This window comes from Anaerococcus sp. mt242 (assembly GCF_016798225.1).
In the GTDB taxonomy this organism is placed as follows: Bacteria; Bacillota; Clostridia; order Tissierellales; family Peptoniphilaceae; genus Anaerococcus.
The window spans coordinates 1-20,238 of the sequence record NZ_JAEUYX010000023.1 but is presented as its reverse complement, the minus strand read 5'-3'; the positions used below and the strand labels follow the sequence as shown (position 1 = coordinate 20,238).

Annotated in this window: 20 protein-coding genes; 1 reads left to right on the top strand and 19 read right to left on the bottom strand. The window is 30.8% G+C overall.

Annotation, left to right across the window (positions count from 1 at the left end; translation table 11 throughout):
- Positions 1–76: 76 nt before the first annotated feature.
- From JNO63_RS07790 to JNO63_RS07765, 6 genes are all read right to left on the bottom strand, one after another.
- Positions 77–613 (bottom strand): phosphoribosyltransferase family protein, encoded by a 537-nt coding sequence (locus tag JNO63_RS07790; RefSeq protein WP_203128254.1) that lies wholly within the window; start codon positions 611–613, stop codon positions 77–79.
- An 8-nt stretch (positions 614–621) separates the two neighbouring features.
- Positions 622–1,683: a solute carrier family 23 protein gene (locus tag JNO63_RS07785; protein ID WP_203128252.1), complete on the bottom strand. Its 1,062-nt coding sequence runs from the start codon at positions 1,681–1,683 to the stop codon at positions 622–624.
- Between the two features lie 94 nt (positions 1,684–1,777).
- A complete protein-coding gene (locus JNO63_RS07780) occupies positions 1,778–2,959 on the bottom strand; it encodes a GspE/PulE family protein (RefSeq protein WP_203128250.1) in 1,182 nt (393 codons plus the stop codon).
- Positions 2,959–4,488 (bottom strand): YifB family Mg chelatase-like AAA ATPase, encoded by a 1,530-nt coding sequence (locus JNO63_RS07775; protein ID WP_203128248.1) that lies wholly within the window; start codon positions 4,486–4,488, stop codon positions 2,959–2,961. Before JNO63_RS07775 ends, JNO63_RS07780 begins: the two co-directional genes overlap by 1 nt.
- Position 4,489: 1 nt before the next feature.
- Positions 4,490–5,389, bottom strand: a complete 900-nt coding sequence (locus JNO63_RS07770) for an RluA family pseudouridine synthase (RefSeq protein WP_203128246.1) — start codon at positions 5,387–5,389, stop codon at positions 4,490–4,492.
- A 64-nt stretch (positions 5,390–5,453) separates the two neighbouring features.
- The gene (locus tag JNO63_RS07765; protein ID WP_203128244.1) at positions 5,454–6,797 is read right to left on the bottom strand and encodes an FIVAR domain-containing protein; all 1,344 of its coding nucleotides are present in this window, start codon (positions 6,795–6,797) and stop codon (positions 5,454–5,456) included.
- 558 nt (positions 6,798–7,355) lie between these two features.
- On the opposite strand from JNO63_RS07765, the gene JNO63_RS07760 reads away from it, so the two are divergent.
- Entirely contained in the window at positions 7,356–8,183 is an 828-nt protein-coding gene (locus JNO63_RS07760) for an exodeoxyribonuclease III (RefSeq protein ID WP_203128239.1), read from the top strand.
- A 35-nt stretch (positions 8,184–8,218) separates the two neighbouring features.
- Here JNO63_RS07760 and JNO63_RS07755 read toward each other — a convergent pair whose 3' ends face one another.
- The 13 genes from JNO63_RS07755 to JNO63_RS07700 form a co-directional block, all read right to left on the bottom strand.
- On the bottom strand, positions 8,219–9,379 hold the full coding sequence (locus JNO63_RS07755; RefSeq protein ID WP_203128237.1) for a hypothetical protein: 1,161 nt from the start codon (positions 9,377–9,379) through the stop codon (positions 8,219–8,221).
- A 187-nt stretch (positions 9,380–9,566) separates the two neighbouring features.
- On the bottom strand, positions 9,567–10,802 hold the full coding sequence (locus JNO63_RS07750) for a CAMP factor family pore-forming toxin (protein WP_203128236.1): 1,236 nt from the start codon (positions 10,800–10,802) through the stop codon (positions 9,567–9,569).
- A gap of 130 nt (positions 10,803–10,932) precedes the next feature.
- Positions 10,933–11,067, bottom strand: coding sequence for a hypothetical protein (locus JNO63_RS08730; RefSeq protein ID WP_274379873.1), 135 nt, complete (start codon positions 11,065–11,067; stop codon positions 10,933–10,935).
- An 83-nt stretch (positions 11,068–11,150) separates the two neighbouring features.
- Entirely contained in the window at positions 11,151–12,065 is a 915-nt protein-coding gene (locus tag JNO63_RS07745) for a helix-turn-helix transcriptional regulator (RefSeq protein ID WP_203128234.1), read from the bottom strand.
- A gap of 20 nt (positions 12,066–12,085) precedes the next feature.
- Positions 12,086–13,189, bottom strand: coding sequence for a tRNA 2-thiouridine(34) synthase MnmA (mnmA, locus tag JNO63_RS07740; protein ID WP_203128232.1), 1,104 nt, complete (start codon positions 13,187–13,189; stop codon positions 12,086–12,088).
- 39 nt (positions 13,190–13,228) lie between these two features.
- On the bottom strand, positions 13,229–14,413 hold the full coding sequence (locus JNO63_RS07735) for a sensor histidine kinase (protein WP_203128230.1): 1,185 nt from the start codon (positions 14,411–14,413) through the stop codon (positions 13,229–13,231).
- Positions 14,413–15,093: a response regulator transcription factor gene (locus JNO63_RS08745; RefSeq protein WP_203128228.1), complete on the bottom strand. Its 681-nt coding sequence runs from the start codon at positions 15,091–15,093 to the stop codon at positions 14,413–14,415. The genes JNO63_RS07735 and JNO63_RS08745 overlap by 1 nt, the downstream gene beginning before the upstream one ends.
- Entirely contained in the window at positions 15,090–16,001 is a 912-nt protein-coding gene (locus JNO63_RS07725; protein ID WP_203128226.1) for a hypothetical protein, read from the bottom strand. Before JNO63_RS07725 ends, JNO63_RS08745 begins: the two co-directional genes overlap by 4 nt.
- Positions 15,991–16,752 carry a hypothetical protein gene (locus tag JNO63_RS07720; protein ID WP_203128224.1) on the bottom strand — a complete coding sequence of 254 codons (762 nt, stop codon included), beginning with the start codon at positions 16,750–16,752 and terminating at the stop codon, positions 15,991–15,993. Before JNO63_RS07720 ends, JNO63_RS07725 begins: the two co-directional genes overlap by 11 nt.
- Complete coding sequence (locus JNO63_RS07715) at positions 16,739–17,413, bottom strand: ABC transporter ATP-binding protein (RefSeq protein WP_203128222.1); 675 nt, start codon at positions 17,411–17,413, stop codon at positions 16,739–16,741. Before JNO63_RS07715 ends, JNO63_RS07720 begins: the two co-directional genes overlap by 14 nt.
- Positions 17,414–17,523: 110 nt before the next feature.
- Positions 17,524–18,585 carry a cysteine desulfurase family protein gene (locus JNO63_RS07710; protein ID WP_203128220.1) on the bottom strand — a complete coding sequence of 354 codons (1,062 nt, stop codon included), beginning with the start codon at positions 18,583–18,585 and terminating at the stop codon, positions 17,524–17,526.
- Positions 18,586–18,679: 94 nt separating this feature from the next.
- Entirely contained in the window at positions 18,680–18,904 is a 225-nt protein-coding gene (locus JNO63_RS07705; RefSeq protein ID WP_203128218.1) for a YdbC family protein, read from the bottom strand.
- A gap of 14 nt (positions 18,905–18,918) precedes the next feature.
- Positions 18,919–20,025, bottom strand: a complete 1,107-nt coding sequence (locus JNO63_RS07700; RefSeq protein WP_203128216.1) for a GH25 family lysozyme — start codon at positions 20,023–20,025, stop codon at positions 18,919–18,921.
- Between the last annotated feature and the right edge of the window lie 213 nt (positions 20,026–20,238).

Below are 20,238 nucleotides of genomic sequence, written 5' to 3'. Positions count from 1 at the left end.
CATAAAAAACTGACCTCCTTAAGTTGATTAGGTCCAACTTTAAGGGGTCAGTTCATTTCTTTGGAAGTTTTAAAATTTATATTTCAAATAAAGGAAGCTTTTCTAGATAGATTATATCCTTCCTATTTGCAGCATCACCTTCTGCAAGGATAGCAAGCTTTTGAACAACTTCACCACCTGCTTTTTCCACTAAAGCTTCAAGAGCTGCTATAGATTGACCAGTAGATATTACATCATCTACAAGAGCTACTTTTTTTCCTTTTATTTTTTCTGCATCTTTTGAATCGAGATATAATTTTTGTACATTTGTAGTAGTTATTGAGTTTACTTCTACACTTACTGGGTCATTCATGTAAGCTTTTTCTGATTTTCTAGCAACGATAAATGATTTTTCACCTAAGTTTCTAGCAATTTCGTGAGCAAGTTGGATTCCCTTGGCTTCTGCTGTGATGATAATATCACAATTTATTTTTTTGCTTAATTCATAGCCTGCTTTTTCTGCTAGTTCTGCATCTCCCAATAAAACAAAGGATGCAATTTTTAAGTTTTCTGATATTTGTATAATAGGTAAGTCTTTTTCTAATCCACATACATTTAATTTATATTTATCCATAAAACCTCCTATAAAATAATAAGCTTAAGAATAATTCCAGCTATAAGTCCAATGAATGGATCACTTGCTGCAGTTGTTGCCATAGCAATACCTGCAACTAAGGCTGCATCGCCACCAGCCGCAAAAGCAATGTTTGCATTTGTAGGAACGGTTACTAATGCTCCCAGTACAAATAAAAATCCATGAATTGATTCTCCTGGCACATATTTCCCAAGCTTTGGTAAAAGTCCCATAAACATAATTATTCCAAGTATTGTCATCATTAAAATACCTGAATTTACTGGATTATCGCTTGCTCCTGTTGCTGAAATAATAGCTTCCACAGGCGCACCTCCAAATATTGAAGAAACGGCATCAGCAATTCCAGAGTATACTGTTAGATGGTCAATATTTGCAGCAACTTTTCCACCTGATAATGATGCAGTAATGTTCCCAAAAGCAATATTAGCCCCAATGGTTAAACATGATAGAGAAAGACCTCCCCTCACCACTTTTTTATTTAAAAGTGGTTTTTTTATAGAAAGTTTTCTTTCTTCTTCTTTTATATCTTTTCCTATTTCCATTTTTTTAATATTTGCATAAATTGAAGAGATGATTACAGAAATAATTATGGTATAAACTAAATTTCTACCTGAGATAAAATAAGTGATAAAAGCTGTCAGGATAGAAATTAATGTTACCATTTTTGTTTCAAGTTTTAATCCATCTACAGCAATTTTCGCTAAAATTAAACCAACTCCTGCCATCATACCATTTAGGACATACTCACCAGCTAAATCCACAATATAATTTAAACTACCAGTAACTCCTAGGATAGTCATTATTATCCCAGCCCAAAAAACAACTGACAATCTTTCGCTTACATCATCACCGTAAGCTCCCGCTAATGCAATAGTTTCAGCTTGCATAGAAATTGGAATAGGTGATTGTAAGATAGCACAAGCTATAACTCCAACCGCAAAACCAAGTGAAGTTGGAAAAGCTGCAAAGCCCACAGATAAAGCTAACAGTGCTTGAGGGATCCCATTAATTACAACCCCCAAAGCCGCCATAATATCATTTAATGTCATATAACCTCCAAAAATAAAAATACGTTTATAATTATACCACACTAAATTAATAAAACTGTATGCTTTATCTATTTTTATTTATTAATTAGTAATTTTATATTTGGTCATACATAACATTTATTAACTCTTCAAAGCTAGTAGTTCCATCAAAAACTTTTTGAAGTCCATTAGCAACCATAGGAACAAAATCATTAGCTTTGGCAAATTCACTTACACTTACCAAGTCTATTTTATCCGCTCTTACCATATCACGAAACTCATCGTTAAGGATAAAAACTTCTTCGCAAGCTTCCCTTCCCCTATAACCTTCATTACAATTTGGACAGCCATTTGGTCTATAAATTTCTTTTCTCCTATCAACATCTATATACTTTTTAGCTAAATTGTATTCTAAATCTGTCATTTTATCAGGTGTTTTGCAATCGCAAAGTTTTCTAACTAGCCTTTGGCTAGCAACTGCATTTATTGCTGAGGATAATAAATAATTTTCAACACCTAAGTCTTTTAATCTAATGATAGATGACAAAGCATTATTAGTATGTAGAGTAGTTAAAACCAAGTGTCCAGTAATAGCTGCTCTTACAGCAATTTGTGCTGTTTCATAATCTCTTATTTCTCCAATTAAAATTATATCCGGATCTTGTCTTAAAATAGATCTTAAAGCTTTTGCAAATGTAAAATCAATTTTTTCATTGATATTTATTTGATTTATGCCCTCAATATTGTATTCGACTGGATCTTCAACTGTGATTATATTTTCATAATCATTATTTAACTCTTCTAGCAATGAATAAAGTGAGGTTGACTTTCCAGATCCGGTTGGACCCGAGAAAATAATCATGCCAGATCTGTTTTTAAGTGTTTTTTCTAAAATATTTTTTGATTTTTCGCTAAAACCAAGCAAATTCGCATTTTCTTTAAATTCACCCAAGGATAATATTCTGATTACTAATTTTTCACCATTAATTGTTCCAATTACAGATACACGAAAATCCACATTTGGATAAGCAATAAGTTTTAAATTTTCATCTTGGGGTCTACGATGCTCACTGATATCCATATTTGCTAGAAGCTTTAATTTTGATACGAGCATTTCATAATTTTTACGTGTAATCCTTAAAATTTCATCAAGCTTACCATCAATTCTAAGTCTTACACGACCATAACTTTCTTCTGCTTCTATATGAATATCACTTGCTTTATAAAAAATTGCATAGTCAAATAAATCATAAATAAATTTATCAATATTTGCTAATATATCACGTTGATCAAGCATTATTCTCCCCAATATTTACCATCTAAAGTTCTATATCTGACAGCTTCAAGCAAATGCTTTTGTTCAATTTCAATACTTTGATCTAAATCAGCAATAGTTCTTGCCATTTTTATAATTTTATTAAAACTTCTTACCGAAAAATTGTATTTATTAAAAGCCATTTTCGCTATTTTTTCTACTTCTGGACTTAATTTTACATATTTTTTCATCTGCGCTGTAGAAAGCTGTGAGTTTGTAGATACTTTTTCGTTTTTATAACGATCTTCTTGGATTTTTCTTGCAAGAATTACTTCCTTTTTTAATTCTTTAGACGACTTTGAATGAGCATTGTTTCTTAAATCCTCATATTTTACAGGTGATATTTCAATATGGATATCAATCCTATCAAGTATAGGGGCAGAAATTTTATTTAGATATCTTCTAATTTCATTTTGAGAGCAAGTACATTCTTTTAATGGATTTCCATAATTTCCACATGGGCAAGGGTTCATAGCTGCAATTAGAATAAAATCTGATGGATATTTTAAACTTGCTTGGGCACGGGATATATTTATCTCACGATTTTCAAGTGGTTCCCTAAGGGCCTCTATAGTTTTTTTGTTAAATTCTGGAAACTCATCTAAAAACAAAACTCCACGATGGGCAAGAGAGATTTCTCCAGGTTTTGGTATAGAATGACCGCCACCGATAAGTGCAACTTCACTTGCTGAATGATGTGGAGATCTAAATGGTCTTTCATTTACAAGTCGCCCCTTATCCAAAAGTCCCATTATTGAGTAGATTTTTGTTACTTCAACTTTCTCATCAAAATTCATATCTGGAAGAATGGTTGGTAAGTGTTTGGCAGAAAAAGTTTTTCCTGAACCTGGTGGGCCTATCATTAATAGATTGTGATTGCCTGCTGCAGCAATTTGTAAGGCTCTTTTTAAACTTTCTTGACCCTTTATATCTCTAAAATCCAAATCGTAATCTAACTCTTCGTTTGCTTTGGATAAATCAAGCTTATAGGCTTTTATTTCTTTTTCTTTATTTAAAAATCCAACTATGTCATTTAAATTTTTAAAGGGTAATATTTCTACATCATTTATTATTGCGCATTCATCCTTATTTTCATCTGCAATTATAAATTTATTAAATCCTAGTTCACGCATGGAAATGACCATGGCAAGAGCACCTCTTACTGGTAAAATTCTACCATCTAAGGCAAGCTCTCCTAAAAATACATAATCCTCATATGGATAAGTGATAATGCCCATAGAATTTAAAAGTGAAATAGCAATTGGTAAATCTAACTGAGTACCTTCTTTTTTAAGATCTGCTGGGGATAAATTTACTGTAATTCTTCCAGGAGGAAATGAATATCCAGAGTTACTTATTGCAACTCTAACTCTTTCCTTTGATTCCTTTATAGATGAGTCAGGCAAACCTACTATTAAAAAAGCTGGCAGGCCAGAAGTAATATCGCTTTCTACTTCTACCAAATTTCCAGCCAGGCCTAAAAGTGAGCAAGTGTTTGTTTTTGAATACATTTTATTCTCCAAGTCCTAAGATATTTTGATATTTTAAGAAAGTTTTATGAGGCTTTTTAGTAAAACTTAAATACTCTCCATTTTTATCTGTAAAGCCTAAATAAGCGCAGTGTAGCAATTGGTGGTCTAAATTAAATTTGGTTTTGACATTGCCATAAACCGGATCTCCCACAAGGGGGTGATTAATATCAGTCATGTGAACTCTTATCTGGTGGGTTCGGCCAGTAATTATATGAATTTTGACAAGTGAGTATCCTTGCACTTCTTTTAAAACTTCATATTCACTAATAGCAATGCGTCCACTAGAAGTCACTGCCATTTTCCTACGATTATTGGGATCCCTATCCATAAAGTTTTCTATTCTGCCAGTTCTTTGCTCAAAATTGCCGTGAACAATGGCTAGATACTCCTTATCTACTTTCCTAGTTTCAAAAAGAGTTTTTAAATACTTGTAGGAATCATTATTTTTTGCAATCACCATTAGACCTGTTGTATCCTTATCAAGTCTATGAACTATCCCCGGTCTGTCATCGCCACCTATGTGAGAAAGTCCATCATAACCGTACTTATAGATCAAAGCATTTACCAAAGTACCCGTTATTATCGAGCCTGCTGGGTGGACTATGACATCCTCATCCTTATCAATTATTGCAAAGTCTTCATTTTCATAGACTATTTTCAAATCCATTTCTTCAGGCTTTATTTCTGGGACTTTAAAAAGTTCATCATCTATATAAATCTCATCATCGATTTCTAATTTATAGCTTGGTTTTATTTTTTTGTCATTTACTTTTATTTTTTCATCCTTGATAAATGTTTTTATTTTTTCCCTAGGAATTTCTTCAAATTCATCGGAAATATATTTATCAATTCTAATATTTTCAAATGCTTCTAGTTTCATAATTTTATTATAGCATAGATTTTTGCACAAAAAAATGCAGGCAATTACCTGCATTTTAGTTTACTTATTTATTTTTCTTACTTGCAGCATAACCTACACCAGCAAGGATAGCAGTTACTGCTATTGGAGCTATAGAAGTGATACCAGTGCTTGGGTTTCCAAATACTGATTTTTTATCTTCTTTTGGCTCTTCTACACCAGCAGCTTTTGTATTTTCTTTTTTATTTTTTGTGTTTTCATCGCTTTTGTTTGATTTTGATTTGTCTTCTGGTTTTGTTGGTGCTGCTTGTTCTTTTTCTTCTGTAAGACCATCAATTGCATTTCTTACTTTTTTTGCAGCCTCATCTACTTCTTCTTGACTAGCATCTGGCTTTTTTAATAGATTTTTAGCATCAGTAAATGTATTTTGAAAATGCTCTGCACTTTCTTTTGTGTATGTTTGATCTCCCAATACAATCTTTGATGCTTCATCAATCACTTTGTTAAGCTCATCATAATTTATTTCTGATTTTGGATCTTCCTTTTTCATCCATTTTTCAACTTTTTGTATTTGGGTCATATCATCATCACCCTTATCATTGAAGGTGATTAAATATCTATCTCCAACTTGGGCATTTTCATCTTTTAATTTATCCAGATATGTCCAATAAGTTTTTTTATTAAATTTTAAATCTTTAAGAATTGCTTCTTTGCTATCTTTTGTATCACGTATTTCAACTAGTTCAAATTCTCTTGTATCCCAATTTTCTACTGGCTTACTTTCTAGCTTTTCTACTCTATAGATTTCACCAAATTGTCCTGGATATGACTCCATGATAATGCCATCCCAGTAAATTTTGTACTTATCTCCTACTTTTGGATTTTCATCTCTTAAGTCATCAAAGCTTATTGAGTATAGATTATCTTTATTGCCTACTTCAAATACATTTGCTGCTTTATTTATAGGGTCATTTGCAAAAACTTCTCCCACTTCTACTTCAATTGTATCAGTATTTTCAGGAAGTTGATCTACTGGCATATTCACTGGTTTTTCGTATTTTTGAATTAATTCTAAATCTTCTTTTTTAACATTATCCTTGTTTAATTCATGAATATTTTTTGTTGTTTTGATTTGATATTCATCTTTTAAGCTTACATCCTCAGCAAATAAATCTTGGCTAAGGACAAGGTTATTGTAATTATCATCCATAGTTATTTCACGAGCATCGTTTCTTATTTCTCCAGCATAGGAAAGAGTTACTTGGTTTTCGCTAATGTTAGTTACATTAAAAACATAACTATGTTCTTCATTTTGATTTTCTTGATTTACTTCTTGTTTCGGATTTGCTGATTCGCTTGCGTATGTGTTAGGACTTATTGCAAATAAAAATGTAAAACTAAGTCCTAATGCTAGTATTTTATTTTTCATAAAATCCTCCTTAATATTCTTTTATATATATTACCCAATTTATTGATATTTTAAATAAAAAAAGCACTTAAAAGTGCTTTAATTTATATACTTTTTCCCGTAATGTCTGTGTAATTTTTAACATCATTTCCTGCAAATAAGAATTTTTTCTCTACATAGTCTCCGTTAAGCACAAGTAAGACGTGAACTATAATTTTGTTATCTCCTATTGGTTCTACCAACCCCAATTTTATATCTTCAAAATCTTGTGAAAGTATGTAATGGTATTCAAAAATCATTTGCCTAAATACTGTTGCAACATTCTCTGGTTCGGCTTTATCTTACATTTCCTCTATGATATAGTTAAATTTTTTTAGATAATCATAAATGTCAGATATTACTTCAACGCCATGTGTTCTTTCCATAAATAACTACTTAAAAGTTTTAAAATGCCAAATATTTCCTATTCATATTATAGGATCAATTAAAAAAATAATATTAAAACTTTTTTCTCCTTGCAATAAAGGGTATTAAATTTTATAATGACTTTATAAATAGACCAAAGTAAAGGAGATTGATTTGAAATTTATTTCATGGAATATAGACTCACTAAATGCTGCTCTAACTAGTGATTCAAACAGAGCAGTTATGACACGTGAAGTTTTTGAAACTATAAAAAAAGAAGACCCTGATGTGATAGCTCTTCAAGAAACAAAATTACCTCAAACAGGGCTTTCTAAAAAGCACAAAGAAAAACTCGAAGAATTTTTTCCAGACTATAATTATGTCCATGTAAATTCTGCAGAAGGTGCACGTAAATCATATGCAGGATGCATGACTCTTTATAAAAAAGAATTGGATTGCAATAGCAATTTTCCGTTTATCGAAGCTCCAGAACCAATGGATCTTGAGGGAAGAATGGTTACTTTAGAATTTGATGATTTTTATTTTACCCAAGTTTATACACCAAATGCAGGTGGAGAATTAAAAAGACTTTCTGATAGGCAAAAATGGGATAGAAAATATTCTGACTATATTGTAAAACTAGATAAGGAAAAACCTGTAATTGCAGCGGGAGATTTTAACGTGGCCCATGAAGAAATCGACCTAGCTCACCCAGAAAATAATCATATGTCTGCAGGATTTACCGATGAAGAACGTGAAGGTTTTACTTATATACTTAGCCGTGGATTTACAGATACATTTAGATACCTACACGGGGATGTAGAAGGTAAATACACCTGGTGGGCACAAAGAGTAAAAACAAGCAAAATCAATAATTCTGGCTGGAGAATTGATTACTTTTTAGTAAGCGATAGAATAAAAGATAATGTTAGCCGCTCAGATATGATTGACTCTGGCAAACGCCAAGACCATACCCCAATAGTTTTAGAAATTAATATATAAATATAACCCTTGTGAATTAACACAAGGGTTTATTTTTAATAGTTTCTAATTTTTTTTGCCATAGCAATTGCTACTGCACTTGATCCAATCAGCCCTACTGATGAAAGGACACCAGTTTTTGGATTAGCTCCAGCGACTTTATTTTTTATAGATGTACTGTCATCTTTTTTTATTGTATCCATTTTTTCATTATCTATTTCTTTTTTCTTATTTGACTTACTATCGTTTTCTTTTTTAATATCTGACTTATCGTTTTTATCTGCCATATCTTTATCATCACTTGGCAAATCTACATCTGATTTATTATCCACTTTGCGTATTTCAATATCGCCTACAAATTGAGCTGGGATTGATTTTGTTGCAAGACCTGTGTGGGTTATTTCTAATTTGTCCCCAACTGCTAAATCCATGCCTTTTGTATCTTCTTTGCTGATAGAATATTTATTATCTTTGTTTTCTTTTGGTGAAATTGTATATCCACCTTCATTTACTTCATCTACTAGAAAAACTTCGGTTATTTTTTCTTCTTTGCTATCTTCTTTTTCATCATCTTTATGATCGCTGTGAAGTTTTTTAATATCAAATATTTTATTAAATTGAGCTGGATTAGATTCCATAATTACTCCATTATGAGTAATTTCAATAGTATCTCCCTCTAATAAATCCATGTCTTTAGCATCTTTTTTGCTAATCATGTATTTATTATCTTTGTTATTCAAATCATAAATGGTATATCCTTCTTCATTTACTTTTTCTACAACAAATTCTTGTGTAACTTTTTCTTCTTTTGCGTTTTTATCTTCGCTGTTTGATGAAACATCTTTCTCTATTGAGAAAATTTGGCCAAATTGTGCTGGGTTAGATGGCATGACTATGTCATCGTGGATGATTTTATATATATCCCCTACTTTTATATCCTTATCAGCAAATTTTTCTTTTGCTACATTAAATTCTGCTCCATTGTATGTTGGAATTTGATTACCATTTAATGTTTCAATAAATCTTAAAGTAACTGTATCATCAAAAACCTCAATTACTTCATAACGGTCCATTTGATTTTGTTTTTCTTCTTTTGTTTCAGTTTTTATTTCCATTTTTTGATTAGTATCAATTGTTTTTTCATTTTCACCAGCAGCAAATGAATTCACACTTGGAATTACAAGCATAGCTAGTGCTAAGGTTGCTAATTTTTTCATATATACCTCCTTTTGTATTTTTATATTAACAAATCTGATATTAAGACCGTGTTAATTTTTTTATTAATTTTCTATTTTTAAATTTATACACAAAAACCTCCTTTCATTGTTTAAGGAGGTTTTTTGTGTATACCAGTTTTGTATATCAATTTATATATATTCTTTTATGAGGAAAGATTGGTTTTTATTACTCTGCTTCTACTATCTCAGCTTCACTTTCATTTGTTTCATCTGCTATTTCTTCATCCACTTTTTCAGTAGATTCTTCTTCTGTTTCTTCTTCAGTTTCAGATTCTAAATCATCAGAAGTTTCATCTTCGATTATGTCATCTGTATTTTCTTCTACTTCTGGAGTAATTTCTTCAGTTGGGATTTCTTCATCTTTTGTTTCTGTTTCTTCTACTTTTGAAAGTGCATTATTCATAGCTGCTACAATCGCTTGATCAGCTGCTTCTACTTCATTTAGTGTAGATTTTGTGCTATTTAAAACTCTAGTTGCTAGAGTAATTTCTCTGTTTAATTCTCTGATTACACTAAAGTCAACTTTTCCTTTTAAACTAGAATCGCGAAGATTTTTAGCTGCTTGGATATCTTTTTCAAGACCTCTTTTTTGAACCTTGTTTGCAGCTCTTTCTCCCTCTGGGATAGCTTTTATAGCTTCATCAATTTTTGAATTTAATTTTTCTGTTATTGAATTTACTTCAGATACTTTTGCAGATGGATTTCTTCTTACTCCTTGTGCTTCTTTGATTAATAAATCTACATCCGCTAGTTCTGCTGGATCAAGTTTATTTTTAAGTTCTTTATTTCTTATTCTCTTAGCATTTGCAATTGCTTTATCTAGTTTTTGTAAAGTGTAGTGAGTTCTTTTTGAATCTTCAGTTAGTTTTGGAACTTGGCGAGCCTTTTCAAGAGATGCAGTCAAGTCTTCTGATGCTTTCTTAAGTCCCTCTGCATTTTCAAATAAATCTGTTGCTTTAAGTATAGCGCGAGTTACTGAAAATCCAACTATTATATGAGCTTGTTGTTCACTATCAGCTAACTCTGTTGCATCAGCTGTAATTGTTTCTGCTACATTTATTAGTAAGTCAATTCTTGGGATAATTTTATCTCTTAATTCAGATGCACTATTTATTCCACTTTTTACAATTTTTGTCATTAGCTCAGCAGCATGATTTAATTCTTTTAACCAGTTTAATTGATTGCCTTCAAGGCCACCATTTATATTTTCTATGCTAGTAATTATTTCTTTTAAGTAATTAATTTTTTCAATAGCTTCGCCTGATTCATTTGAATCGCTTGCTGCATATGCTACACTTGTAATTGGTGTATTTAATTTTGTAGCAATATTTGTTGCTGGTAAAATTGTATTTGTGAGTAGGGTAATTGATAATGCGCCAACTAATAGTTTATTTTTTTCCATAATATCTCCTTACAATATGCGTTTTCTTAAGATAGAAGCTATTTACTAAGGAGGTAAACGAAATAATTTTATCTCTAAGCTTCTATCTATAAATCATCTTTCTATATGCCTTAATTTACAATACTAATTTTTATGCTAGGTAAAATATATCGATTATGTGTTCGTCAAGGCTACCAAGTGCGACTAGATTGCTCTTATTTAGATTAAGGTTAAATGTTAGCATTAATAAAAATGCGACAACGATTGCTTTTTTAATTTTTTTCATATTACTACCTCCTTGTTGATTACATGGTAGCATATATAATAAATGATTTAAATACACATTTGTGTGGATTCCTATTTTTTATATTAATTATTTTTTACTAGTAAACTATCTATTTGATTCGACAAACTAGATTTTATAATATCTGATGCAAATATATTTGTTAGAACTTTACAGTATTCAAAACTTTCTTTTGCCCTATCGTATTCGTGCAAGTATAAATGATTAATCCCCTTTGCATAATAAAGCATATTTAAATATGTTGTTTCTTTTACAATTTTTGCAGATCCTATAGCTTGATTGCATACATTTAAAGATTGCTCATATTTTCCAATTCTTGCATAAAAGACCGCCAGATTATAGCAAAATACAAAATAATTTTCTATAGAAGAATTTACATAGCCAGACATTTCGGCCATGATATCCTTATATAAATCAAAATTTCCTTTTTTGTATTCATTTAAGGCAAGCGCCAATAAAATTCTAAGCGAAAAATCATCGTATTTATAATTCTTAAACTTATTAACTTTAAATCTAGAATTCAAATCTGACAAAGCGTTTTCAAGATCATCAGAGGAATTATCTAGCTTTGCATTATTTTTAATACCCATCAAGCCATTAAAATAGTGTTTTGTAGCATAGAGCTCTCTTTCATAAGCTATATTTTTAGAAAAATCAAAATTATCTAGACTTTTTATAAGTGTCTTAGCTTTATCCATAGAATCATTATTTAACAAGTCTCCAATTTCTTTTCTTAATGATAATAAATTTTTGTATTCAAACTCTGTATCATTTATAAAATCCTTGATATCAATACCAAGATAGTTACAAATAGGCACTAAAGTAGATATTCTAGGGTCATTATCACCCTTTTCAATTCTCCTTATGGTCTCCTCGGAAATATAAAGATTTTCTGCTATTTCCTTACGAGTAATACCCTTTGATTCTCTAATTTTTCTGATATCTGAGCCAATAAAGCTGTAATCATTGTCTATTATCATAAATCAATCTTCCTAAAAAATTAAACTTTTAGCTTAGTTTCCACATTATATACTTCATCAATTATTGCAGATCCTATACATACTTCATCTATATAAAACACTGCAGCTTGGCCAGGAGTTACTGCCTTTGTATCATCATATGTCACTTCTACATGATTGTCATCCAAAACTTTTACATGGGCATTGATATCTTTTTGGCGGTATCTAAATTTGGCTGTGCAGTCAAACTCTGTTGGGATTTTTTTATCTGTAAAAGTAGAAAATTCGCTAGCATAAAGCTTATTTGAAAATAAAAGTGGATTTTCTGCTCCCTGGCAAACTATAAGCTCATTTTTTTCTAAATCTTTGCCGCATACAAACCATGCTGCACCATCTCCGCCGATACCAAGTCCACGTCTTTGACCAATTGTATGATACATTAGTCCATCGTGTTTTCCTAAAACATTTCCGTCTGTATCAACAATATCGCCCGGTTGGGCTGGCATGTAGTTGCTTAAAAATTCATTAAAATCGCGTTCTCCAATAAAACAAATTCCTGTGGAGTCTTTTTTATTTGCTGTTGCAAGATTGTATTTTTTTGCTATCTCTCTTACTTCAGATTTTTGTAATTCTCCTACTGGGAATAATACATCTTTAATTTGATCTTGGGATAATTGACTTAAAAAGTAAGTTTGGTCTTTGTTATTATCAAGTCCACGTAGCATCACTGTTTCATCCCCAGATCTATCTACTCTGGCATAGTGGCCTGTTGCTACATAATCAGCTCCTAGATTTTTAGCATAATCTAAAAATGCCTTAAATTTTATTTCCTTATTGCACATTATATCAGGATTTGGAGTTCTTCCTTTTTTATATTCATCTAAAAAGTAGGTAAATACTCTATCATAATATTCTTTTTCAAAATTTATCGAATAATACGGAATACCGATTTGATTTGCAATGGCTACTGCATCTTCGAAATCTTCTTCTGCAGTGCACACTCCATTTTCATCTGTGTCATCCCAGTTTTTCATAAATATTCCGACTACATCATAGCCTTCTTCTTTTAAAAGCAGGGCTGCAACTGAGGAATCTACCCCGCCGCTGATACCTACTACTACTTTTGTATCTTTTTTATCTTTCATTAGCACCCTCCTTATATATCAGAAAAATACTATACTATTTTAAAAGCTGATTACAAAGCCATTTTTATAGTAAACTTGCCAGTTATGAAGCTCACAAATTTTTTTAACATTTGATAAACCCATGCCACGAAGTTTTTCTCCCTGTCGGCTAGGATCTTCAGTAAAAAGTGGGTCAAAAATATTTTCTATATTTTTAGGGTCTATGCCCCTACCATTATCCTTTATGATAAGTTTATTATCTATAAAATCAATTGAAATTACAACACTGTCTTTATTATGGTCTATTGAATTTTGTAATAAATTTTGAAGTACTCTTTGAAATAATTTTTCATCCACGCGGACAAAATATTTATCATTTTCGTCGAAAAGTATTTCTACACTTGCATTATTATCTAAAAAATATGAGTAATTATCTCCGATATATCTTCTTACAAGTTCCAAAATATCTTTATTTTCTTTATTAACATGAAAGCTATCAAGGCTTGAAAATTCTAGAAGTTCATCTACTCTTTGATTTAAAACTTCTGCATTTCTTCCTATAGCTTTTAAATATTCTTCTCTTTTATCACTTGCAATTATATCTTCATCCATGGCCCTGCTATAAGATAATATCACTGACAAAGGTGTTTTTACATCATGGGCTATACCCTTAAATAAAAGATCCTTATCTTTTTCCTGCTTTTTATGTATTTCTAGCAATTCATTGTTGATTTTATATGAGAGCCAACGGACTATCAAATATATTATTAAAATATAGGCACCAATGATTATAAATATTAAAACTATTAAGTTACTCTTAAGTGAGCTTTCTCCCTTATTAAGATCAAAATTTATGATGGTTGAAACTTTTTCACTTGGATAATTTAGAAATAATTTGTTACCATCATAGGTATCGAAAACAAAAGTATTTTGATTCCCCTCATATAGCGTAGTAAAATCAAGCAACTGAGAATAGCTGTATTCTTTATTATATTTTTTATTATAAGATCTTATTACCTTATTTCCATCTACTACAAATGCTGATCCTCCAAGCTCCGCGATTTTTTTCCAATCTAATTCACTTTCATCAATATTATCAGATACAGGCATGTAATCACCAAATACATTTTCAAAACTATCGCCATCTAAAATTTTTGATAGACTTGCAAAAAATATGATTGTAGATAGTAAAAAAACTAATGTAAAAATTATAGTATTTTTAAATATATTTTTTTTTGTATTCATTATTCTTTCCTAAGCATATAGCCCAATCCCCTTATGGTGATTATTTTTGTTGGACTTTTGGGATTATCTTCTATTTTTTCTCTAAGATTTGATATATGAACCATTATTGTGTTGTCATCTTCGAAATAATACTCCTGCCAAAGATTTTCATAAATTTCTTGTTTGGTAAATACCTTGCCGGGAGTTGTCATAAACATTGTCAGTAGTTCATATTCTTTAGAACGTAAATTTAAAAGATTTTCATCTTTATAAATAAGTCTTTTGTACTTATCCCAGCTTAAATTTCCTATTTTTACTATATTATTATCTAACTTTCGATTATTTCTTCTTAAAAGTGCAATAACCCTTGCCACCAGTTCTCCTGGGTCAAAGGGTTTTGCTAAATAATCATCTGCACCTAGGTATAAGCCTTCTATTTTATCTTTTACACTAGATCGTGCGGATAAAAAAATTATAGGATAATCTCTGTCATTGCCAATAGATTTTAAAACCTCTATCCCATCAAGCTCTGGCATCATTATATCTAGGATCATCAAAGATATATTATTTTTTCTTAGAAAATCGAGGGCCTCTCTTCCAGTACTTGCCTCATATATTTCAAAATTACTATTTTTTAGATAAAGAGTTACTATGTTGCGTATCTCATCATTATCATCAACTACTAAAATTTTTTCATTCACAAAATATTTCCTTTTTTAAACATCTTATCAAAATTATTATCCCTAGAAAAATCTATATTTTCTTTCCATTGTGGATAATATTTATCAAGTATCTTTGCCTTTAATGACCCTTCTGAATAAAGAGAGGTATCAATACTATAAAAAATCCTATCTTCATAATTGATATATGGGTCATTTAAAAGGTCTACCATATATTTTTCCTCTACAAATCTGGCACTACCTTCTATAAATTCTTTATAAGTTACCAGTTTATTAAAATAATCAAATTCATCAGGAAAATTGGATTTCACATAAGAAAATCGTTTACTCCTAGATTCTTTATACTTGCTAGAATCATGATTTTCATATAAATATAGTAAAGCCTTGTATTCATCTTCCCAGAGTCTTTTATAAACCTCATCTTCATCTAATTTTTTACAAACTTCTGCAAATTTTTCATAATTTGGGTCTTCTGTATCAATTCTATCACTAATATCTGCCACTTCACTTAGTCCATGTTCCATTTGAAAGCAGTGGAATGATTCATGGATTATTACTGACTTATATTTTGCTTCTACATTTGCACTTGATGAACCAGCTTGGTCGGCAATGTCTCTAAATTTTTCAAATGGAACAGCTTTTATTAATGGAACATTATCATCTTTTAAGGCTTCAATACTCACTACTGGTTGATCAGGAGTTTTAAAAGTAATATTTCCCTTATCATACCTAAACTCTTTGCTAGAATTATACCTAATATCTTTCATATAGTCCTTATTCTCAAATCCTGGCCATAATTTTTCTGTATCATAATTATTTACATCTTCAATCAAATGCAAGGTAGTATTATCAATAGTTGTAATACGATTTTGGTAATTAAATATAATTAATATTAGCCCAATAATAAAATAAATAATTTTATTTTTCATCTCCCACCCTCCATCTCTTTACTAGATAATATAAGCCAATCAAAATCCAAACATAGAACAAACATTGACCGACTAATGCAAAATTATTAAAATCTCCTAAAAATAAATCGCGAGCAATTTTACCAAATTCATTTATTGGTGGGAAAATATATAAAACTTTGACCAAAATGTCAGCAAATAGTCCGCCTTGCATTTCCAAAACAAAAGTTAATATGCCTTTCAATGCACCCACAATTACAAAAAATATTCCAAACAATGATGCTGCCGCAGAATTAAATATTAGGTTTAATATTCCCATTATCAAATTTACAACAAATATTGTTAAAAGGTAAATTAAAATAGCTAGTAAAAATCCTATTAGACTTAGCTTAGGTCTTTCTATAATAATATTTACAAGCAATCCTATTAAAAGTAGTAGTCCCATCACCATGCTTATAATTACATCCGCCTTAAATATTTGATTAATTTGCCTATTTAAACTTAGACCATGCACTTTTAATATATCTGGCAAGTCAGTTTTTAGATATTTTTTAAAACTACCAGTGGTTAGTGTTACGCTAGCTAGAGCAGATATTAAGCTAATTATTGACCACTGGACACCATATTTTCCAAAATCTCCACTAGTATTTACTCCTGGAGCAGTAACTTCCATTCCTCTAGCTAAAAATGTGATTAATAACCCTATTATGGCAAATATTATAAATGAAGATTTACTTAAATTTTCCTTTATATGTAACTTAGTGAGGTTCATATCCAATCTCCTTTGCAAAGTCTAAAAATATCTGAGCCAGTGATTTTTCCTTAAAATCTTCTTTAGAAAATTCTTTAAAATTATTAGGACCCATAATAATTACTCCCCTATCTGCAATTTTTCCAACATCGTAGAGCAAATGAGAGTTTAATAGTATTGCCTTATCTGAAGTCTTTAAGCCTTTTATTAAATCTTGCATGGCCATTTGCCCAAAAAAATCTAAACCACTTGATGGCTCATCCAAAAGAATTATGTCGGGATTTCCAATTAATGATTGGGCTACTGCTAATCTTTGTAGCATACCCTTTGAATAATTTATAATTTTAGCCTTATTATCCGGATCAAGTCCAACATTTTTCATTAACTGATCAATATTATCATCTGATCCATGATGATATTTTATAAGCTCTAAGAATTCTTTACCTGTCAATATTTCTGGAAAATTTGGAGACTCTGGACTATAAGAAATTTTATTCTGTCCCTTATCAATTTCCCCTTCATAATCTGTATCAAGTCCTAGCATCATACGAATAAGGGTAGTTTTTCCAATACCATTTGGGCCTATTAGGGCAAATATTTCTCCTTTTTTTAGTTCTAAATCTAAGTTTTCGTAGATGATTTTTTTATCAAATTTTTTATTTAAGTTTTTTATCGTTAGCATTTCCCTTCCTCCTTATGGATATTATAAAATACTAACATTTGATTAAACTTAAACTAATCTTAAATCTTCCTTAAATATTGGCACAAAAAAATCAGCCATATTGGCTGACTCTATAAATTTGATAAAACTTCTATAACCTTATTTATTTCTTCTTTTGTATTTTGATAACCAAAGGAAAATCTTACCGAATGTTCTGCTCGATTTTCATCATACATATTTGAAATCACATGGCTTGGTAAAAAGCTACCCGCCCTACAAGCAGATCCAGCAGAAACACAAATACCATTCATATCTAAATATGTAAGCAAGAAATCTGACTTTTGGTCAGGAAAATAAATATTTAAAATATGGGCAGAAGATTTTTCTATATCACCATTAATTTCAAAATTTATATTTGTTTCTTTTAATCTTCCTATAAAATACGATTTAAGTTTTTTTATATGATCACGTTCTGCAAGCATTTTTGGAAAAGAAGCTGCCATTGAGTAAGCCCCAGCCACAAAGGATGTGCCTGCTCTACGATTTTTCTCTTGTTCTCCACCCTTCATAAAAGAATCAATATTTTCTCTTAAGAAAAGTGCACCAAATCCATTAAGTCCACCGATTTTATGGCCTGATATTGCTAGTGAATCACAATTTAATTCATCCACGTTAATATCAACATGACCGTAAGCTTGGACCGCATCTATATGAAACCATATATCTTTATCTGCTAAGTAGTCTCCAACTTCTTTTACCGGCTGGATTGTCCCAGTTTCGTTATTTACATACATAATAGCAACTAGTTTTGTATGCTCATTTACTTTGCTTTTTAGATCACCAACAGAAATTTGCCCATTTTTATCCGCTTTGAGCAAAATAGCATTTTCTTTGCCAATACTATTTAAAATCGAATCATGTTCTATGGCACTTGTAATAATTTCCTTGTTACGAAAGGCATTGATTACAGTATTATTTGCTTCAGTAGCCCCTGATAAAAATATGACATTTTTAGGATTGGCTCCTATTGAATCAGCAATTTTTTTACGTGAATCTTCCAAAATTTTCTTAGCATTTCTCCCCATGGCATGGGTGCTTTCTGGATTTCCGTCAAATTCTTTTGTGTGCTCTAGTATGTATTTTATTACTTCTTCTCTTTTTATTGCAGTTGCTGCATTATCTAAATATATCATTATATCACCTTTTTTAAATATACTTCAAAAGCTTGATGTTTAAAGCTTTAGACAATAAAAAACCTTAAGAAAATCAATTCTTAAGGTCTAATTATTATTCTCCAAATTCTTCGCTTAATACGTTAAAAAGCACTTCTGCTTCTTCATTTGTAAGAGTTACGCCTTTTCTCATCCTTGTATGATCTTCATTCCAATCACGGATGTCAAACTTTGGCTCGCGTTCGTTCCAACTTACAAGATTTAATTCCTTGGTCCATCCCTTCCCATTGTCAGAAAGTACACCAAGAGTCTCAACAATATCATATTTAATTTCAGCCATTATTTTTCTCCTTTTTATGCATTTGCCAATCTTTGATTGACAGCTTTTTGAATTATATCATAATTATACCCAGCATAGACAAGTCTTTTTTGCCTTTCAGCTCCAACTCCCCATTTGCCAGCAATTATTTCCTCCACTAAAGCACTCATTGGCTTTTTAGAAATACCAGTTTTCATATATGGATAGTCTTTATAAAGCACACTCATATCCACATTTCCATTATATCCATCTACCCTAGCTTGATTGGTAAACTGCCATGATGCAAAATCTGATTTATTGTAAGAGGTAAAGTCTTTAGAATCATAATCTGCTATCCAAAATTCATATTTATTTTTTACATCTCGAGTCAAATAGTTATCAGCAAACCAAGGATATGAATAAATTCCACTCTTATAACCCCTTGCTTGCATAAATGTTACAAAGGCCTCAGCAGTTTCAGAAATAGCGCCTTTGTCAGCCTTTGCTTGTCTTTTATTATCTTCTATGTCTATATAAACAGGCAATAAAACATTTTTATTTTTTATAAATTGATATACGAAGTTAGCTTCTTTTATAGCTTCTGTGGGATTTACTGCACGAGAATAGTGGTAAAATCCAATAGGTACCTTGCGATTATTTAGCTCATTATAATGTTTATTTACTTGATAGTCATTACGTATATCTAAAGTTTCAGCATCTGTTATTGAAGATCTAAGTATTGCCCCATCAATGTCACTGGCAAATTTATCATAATTGATATTAGAAGGGTTTTGGTGCTCGGATATATCCACCACTCTTTTATACACAGGTGTTTTAGAATAAATTGGAGCAGGATTTTTATCTTTCAAATGTGTTTCAGTTGTCACAGTTTTTTCAATTTCTCCATCTTCTTCAGTAATTTCTTCAGTAATTATTACTTTTTCAACCTCATAATCAGGTGCTACAGTCTTATTAGGATTCGACAAAAACTCAGCTTTACGATCTTCCACTGCTTTTTTATCATATTCAATATCATTATCCACAAAAACTTGGTCTAAATCAGAATCATCATACTTTATAACTTCAGCAGCAAAAACATTTACAGGACAGAGTACAAAAAATGCTAAGCCCACACCCACAATTTTATATTTAAAACTAGTCATAAATATTCCTTTCATTAATAGCTTTATTATAGGATATATATTGATATATTTCAAATATTATTATTTTTATAGGTGTCAAAAATTTAATATTGTAACCATTAAAATACATAATCTATAGAATAAACTAAACTATTAGTTCTATTATAGTAGCTTTGTAAGTACAAAAAAAGAACTAGTCATTTGACTAGCTCTTAATCATTTAGCAACTTCCTA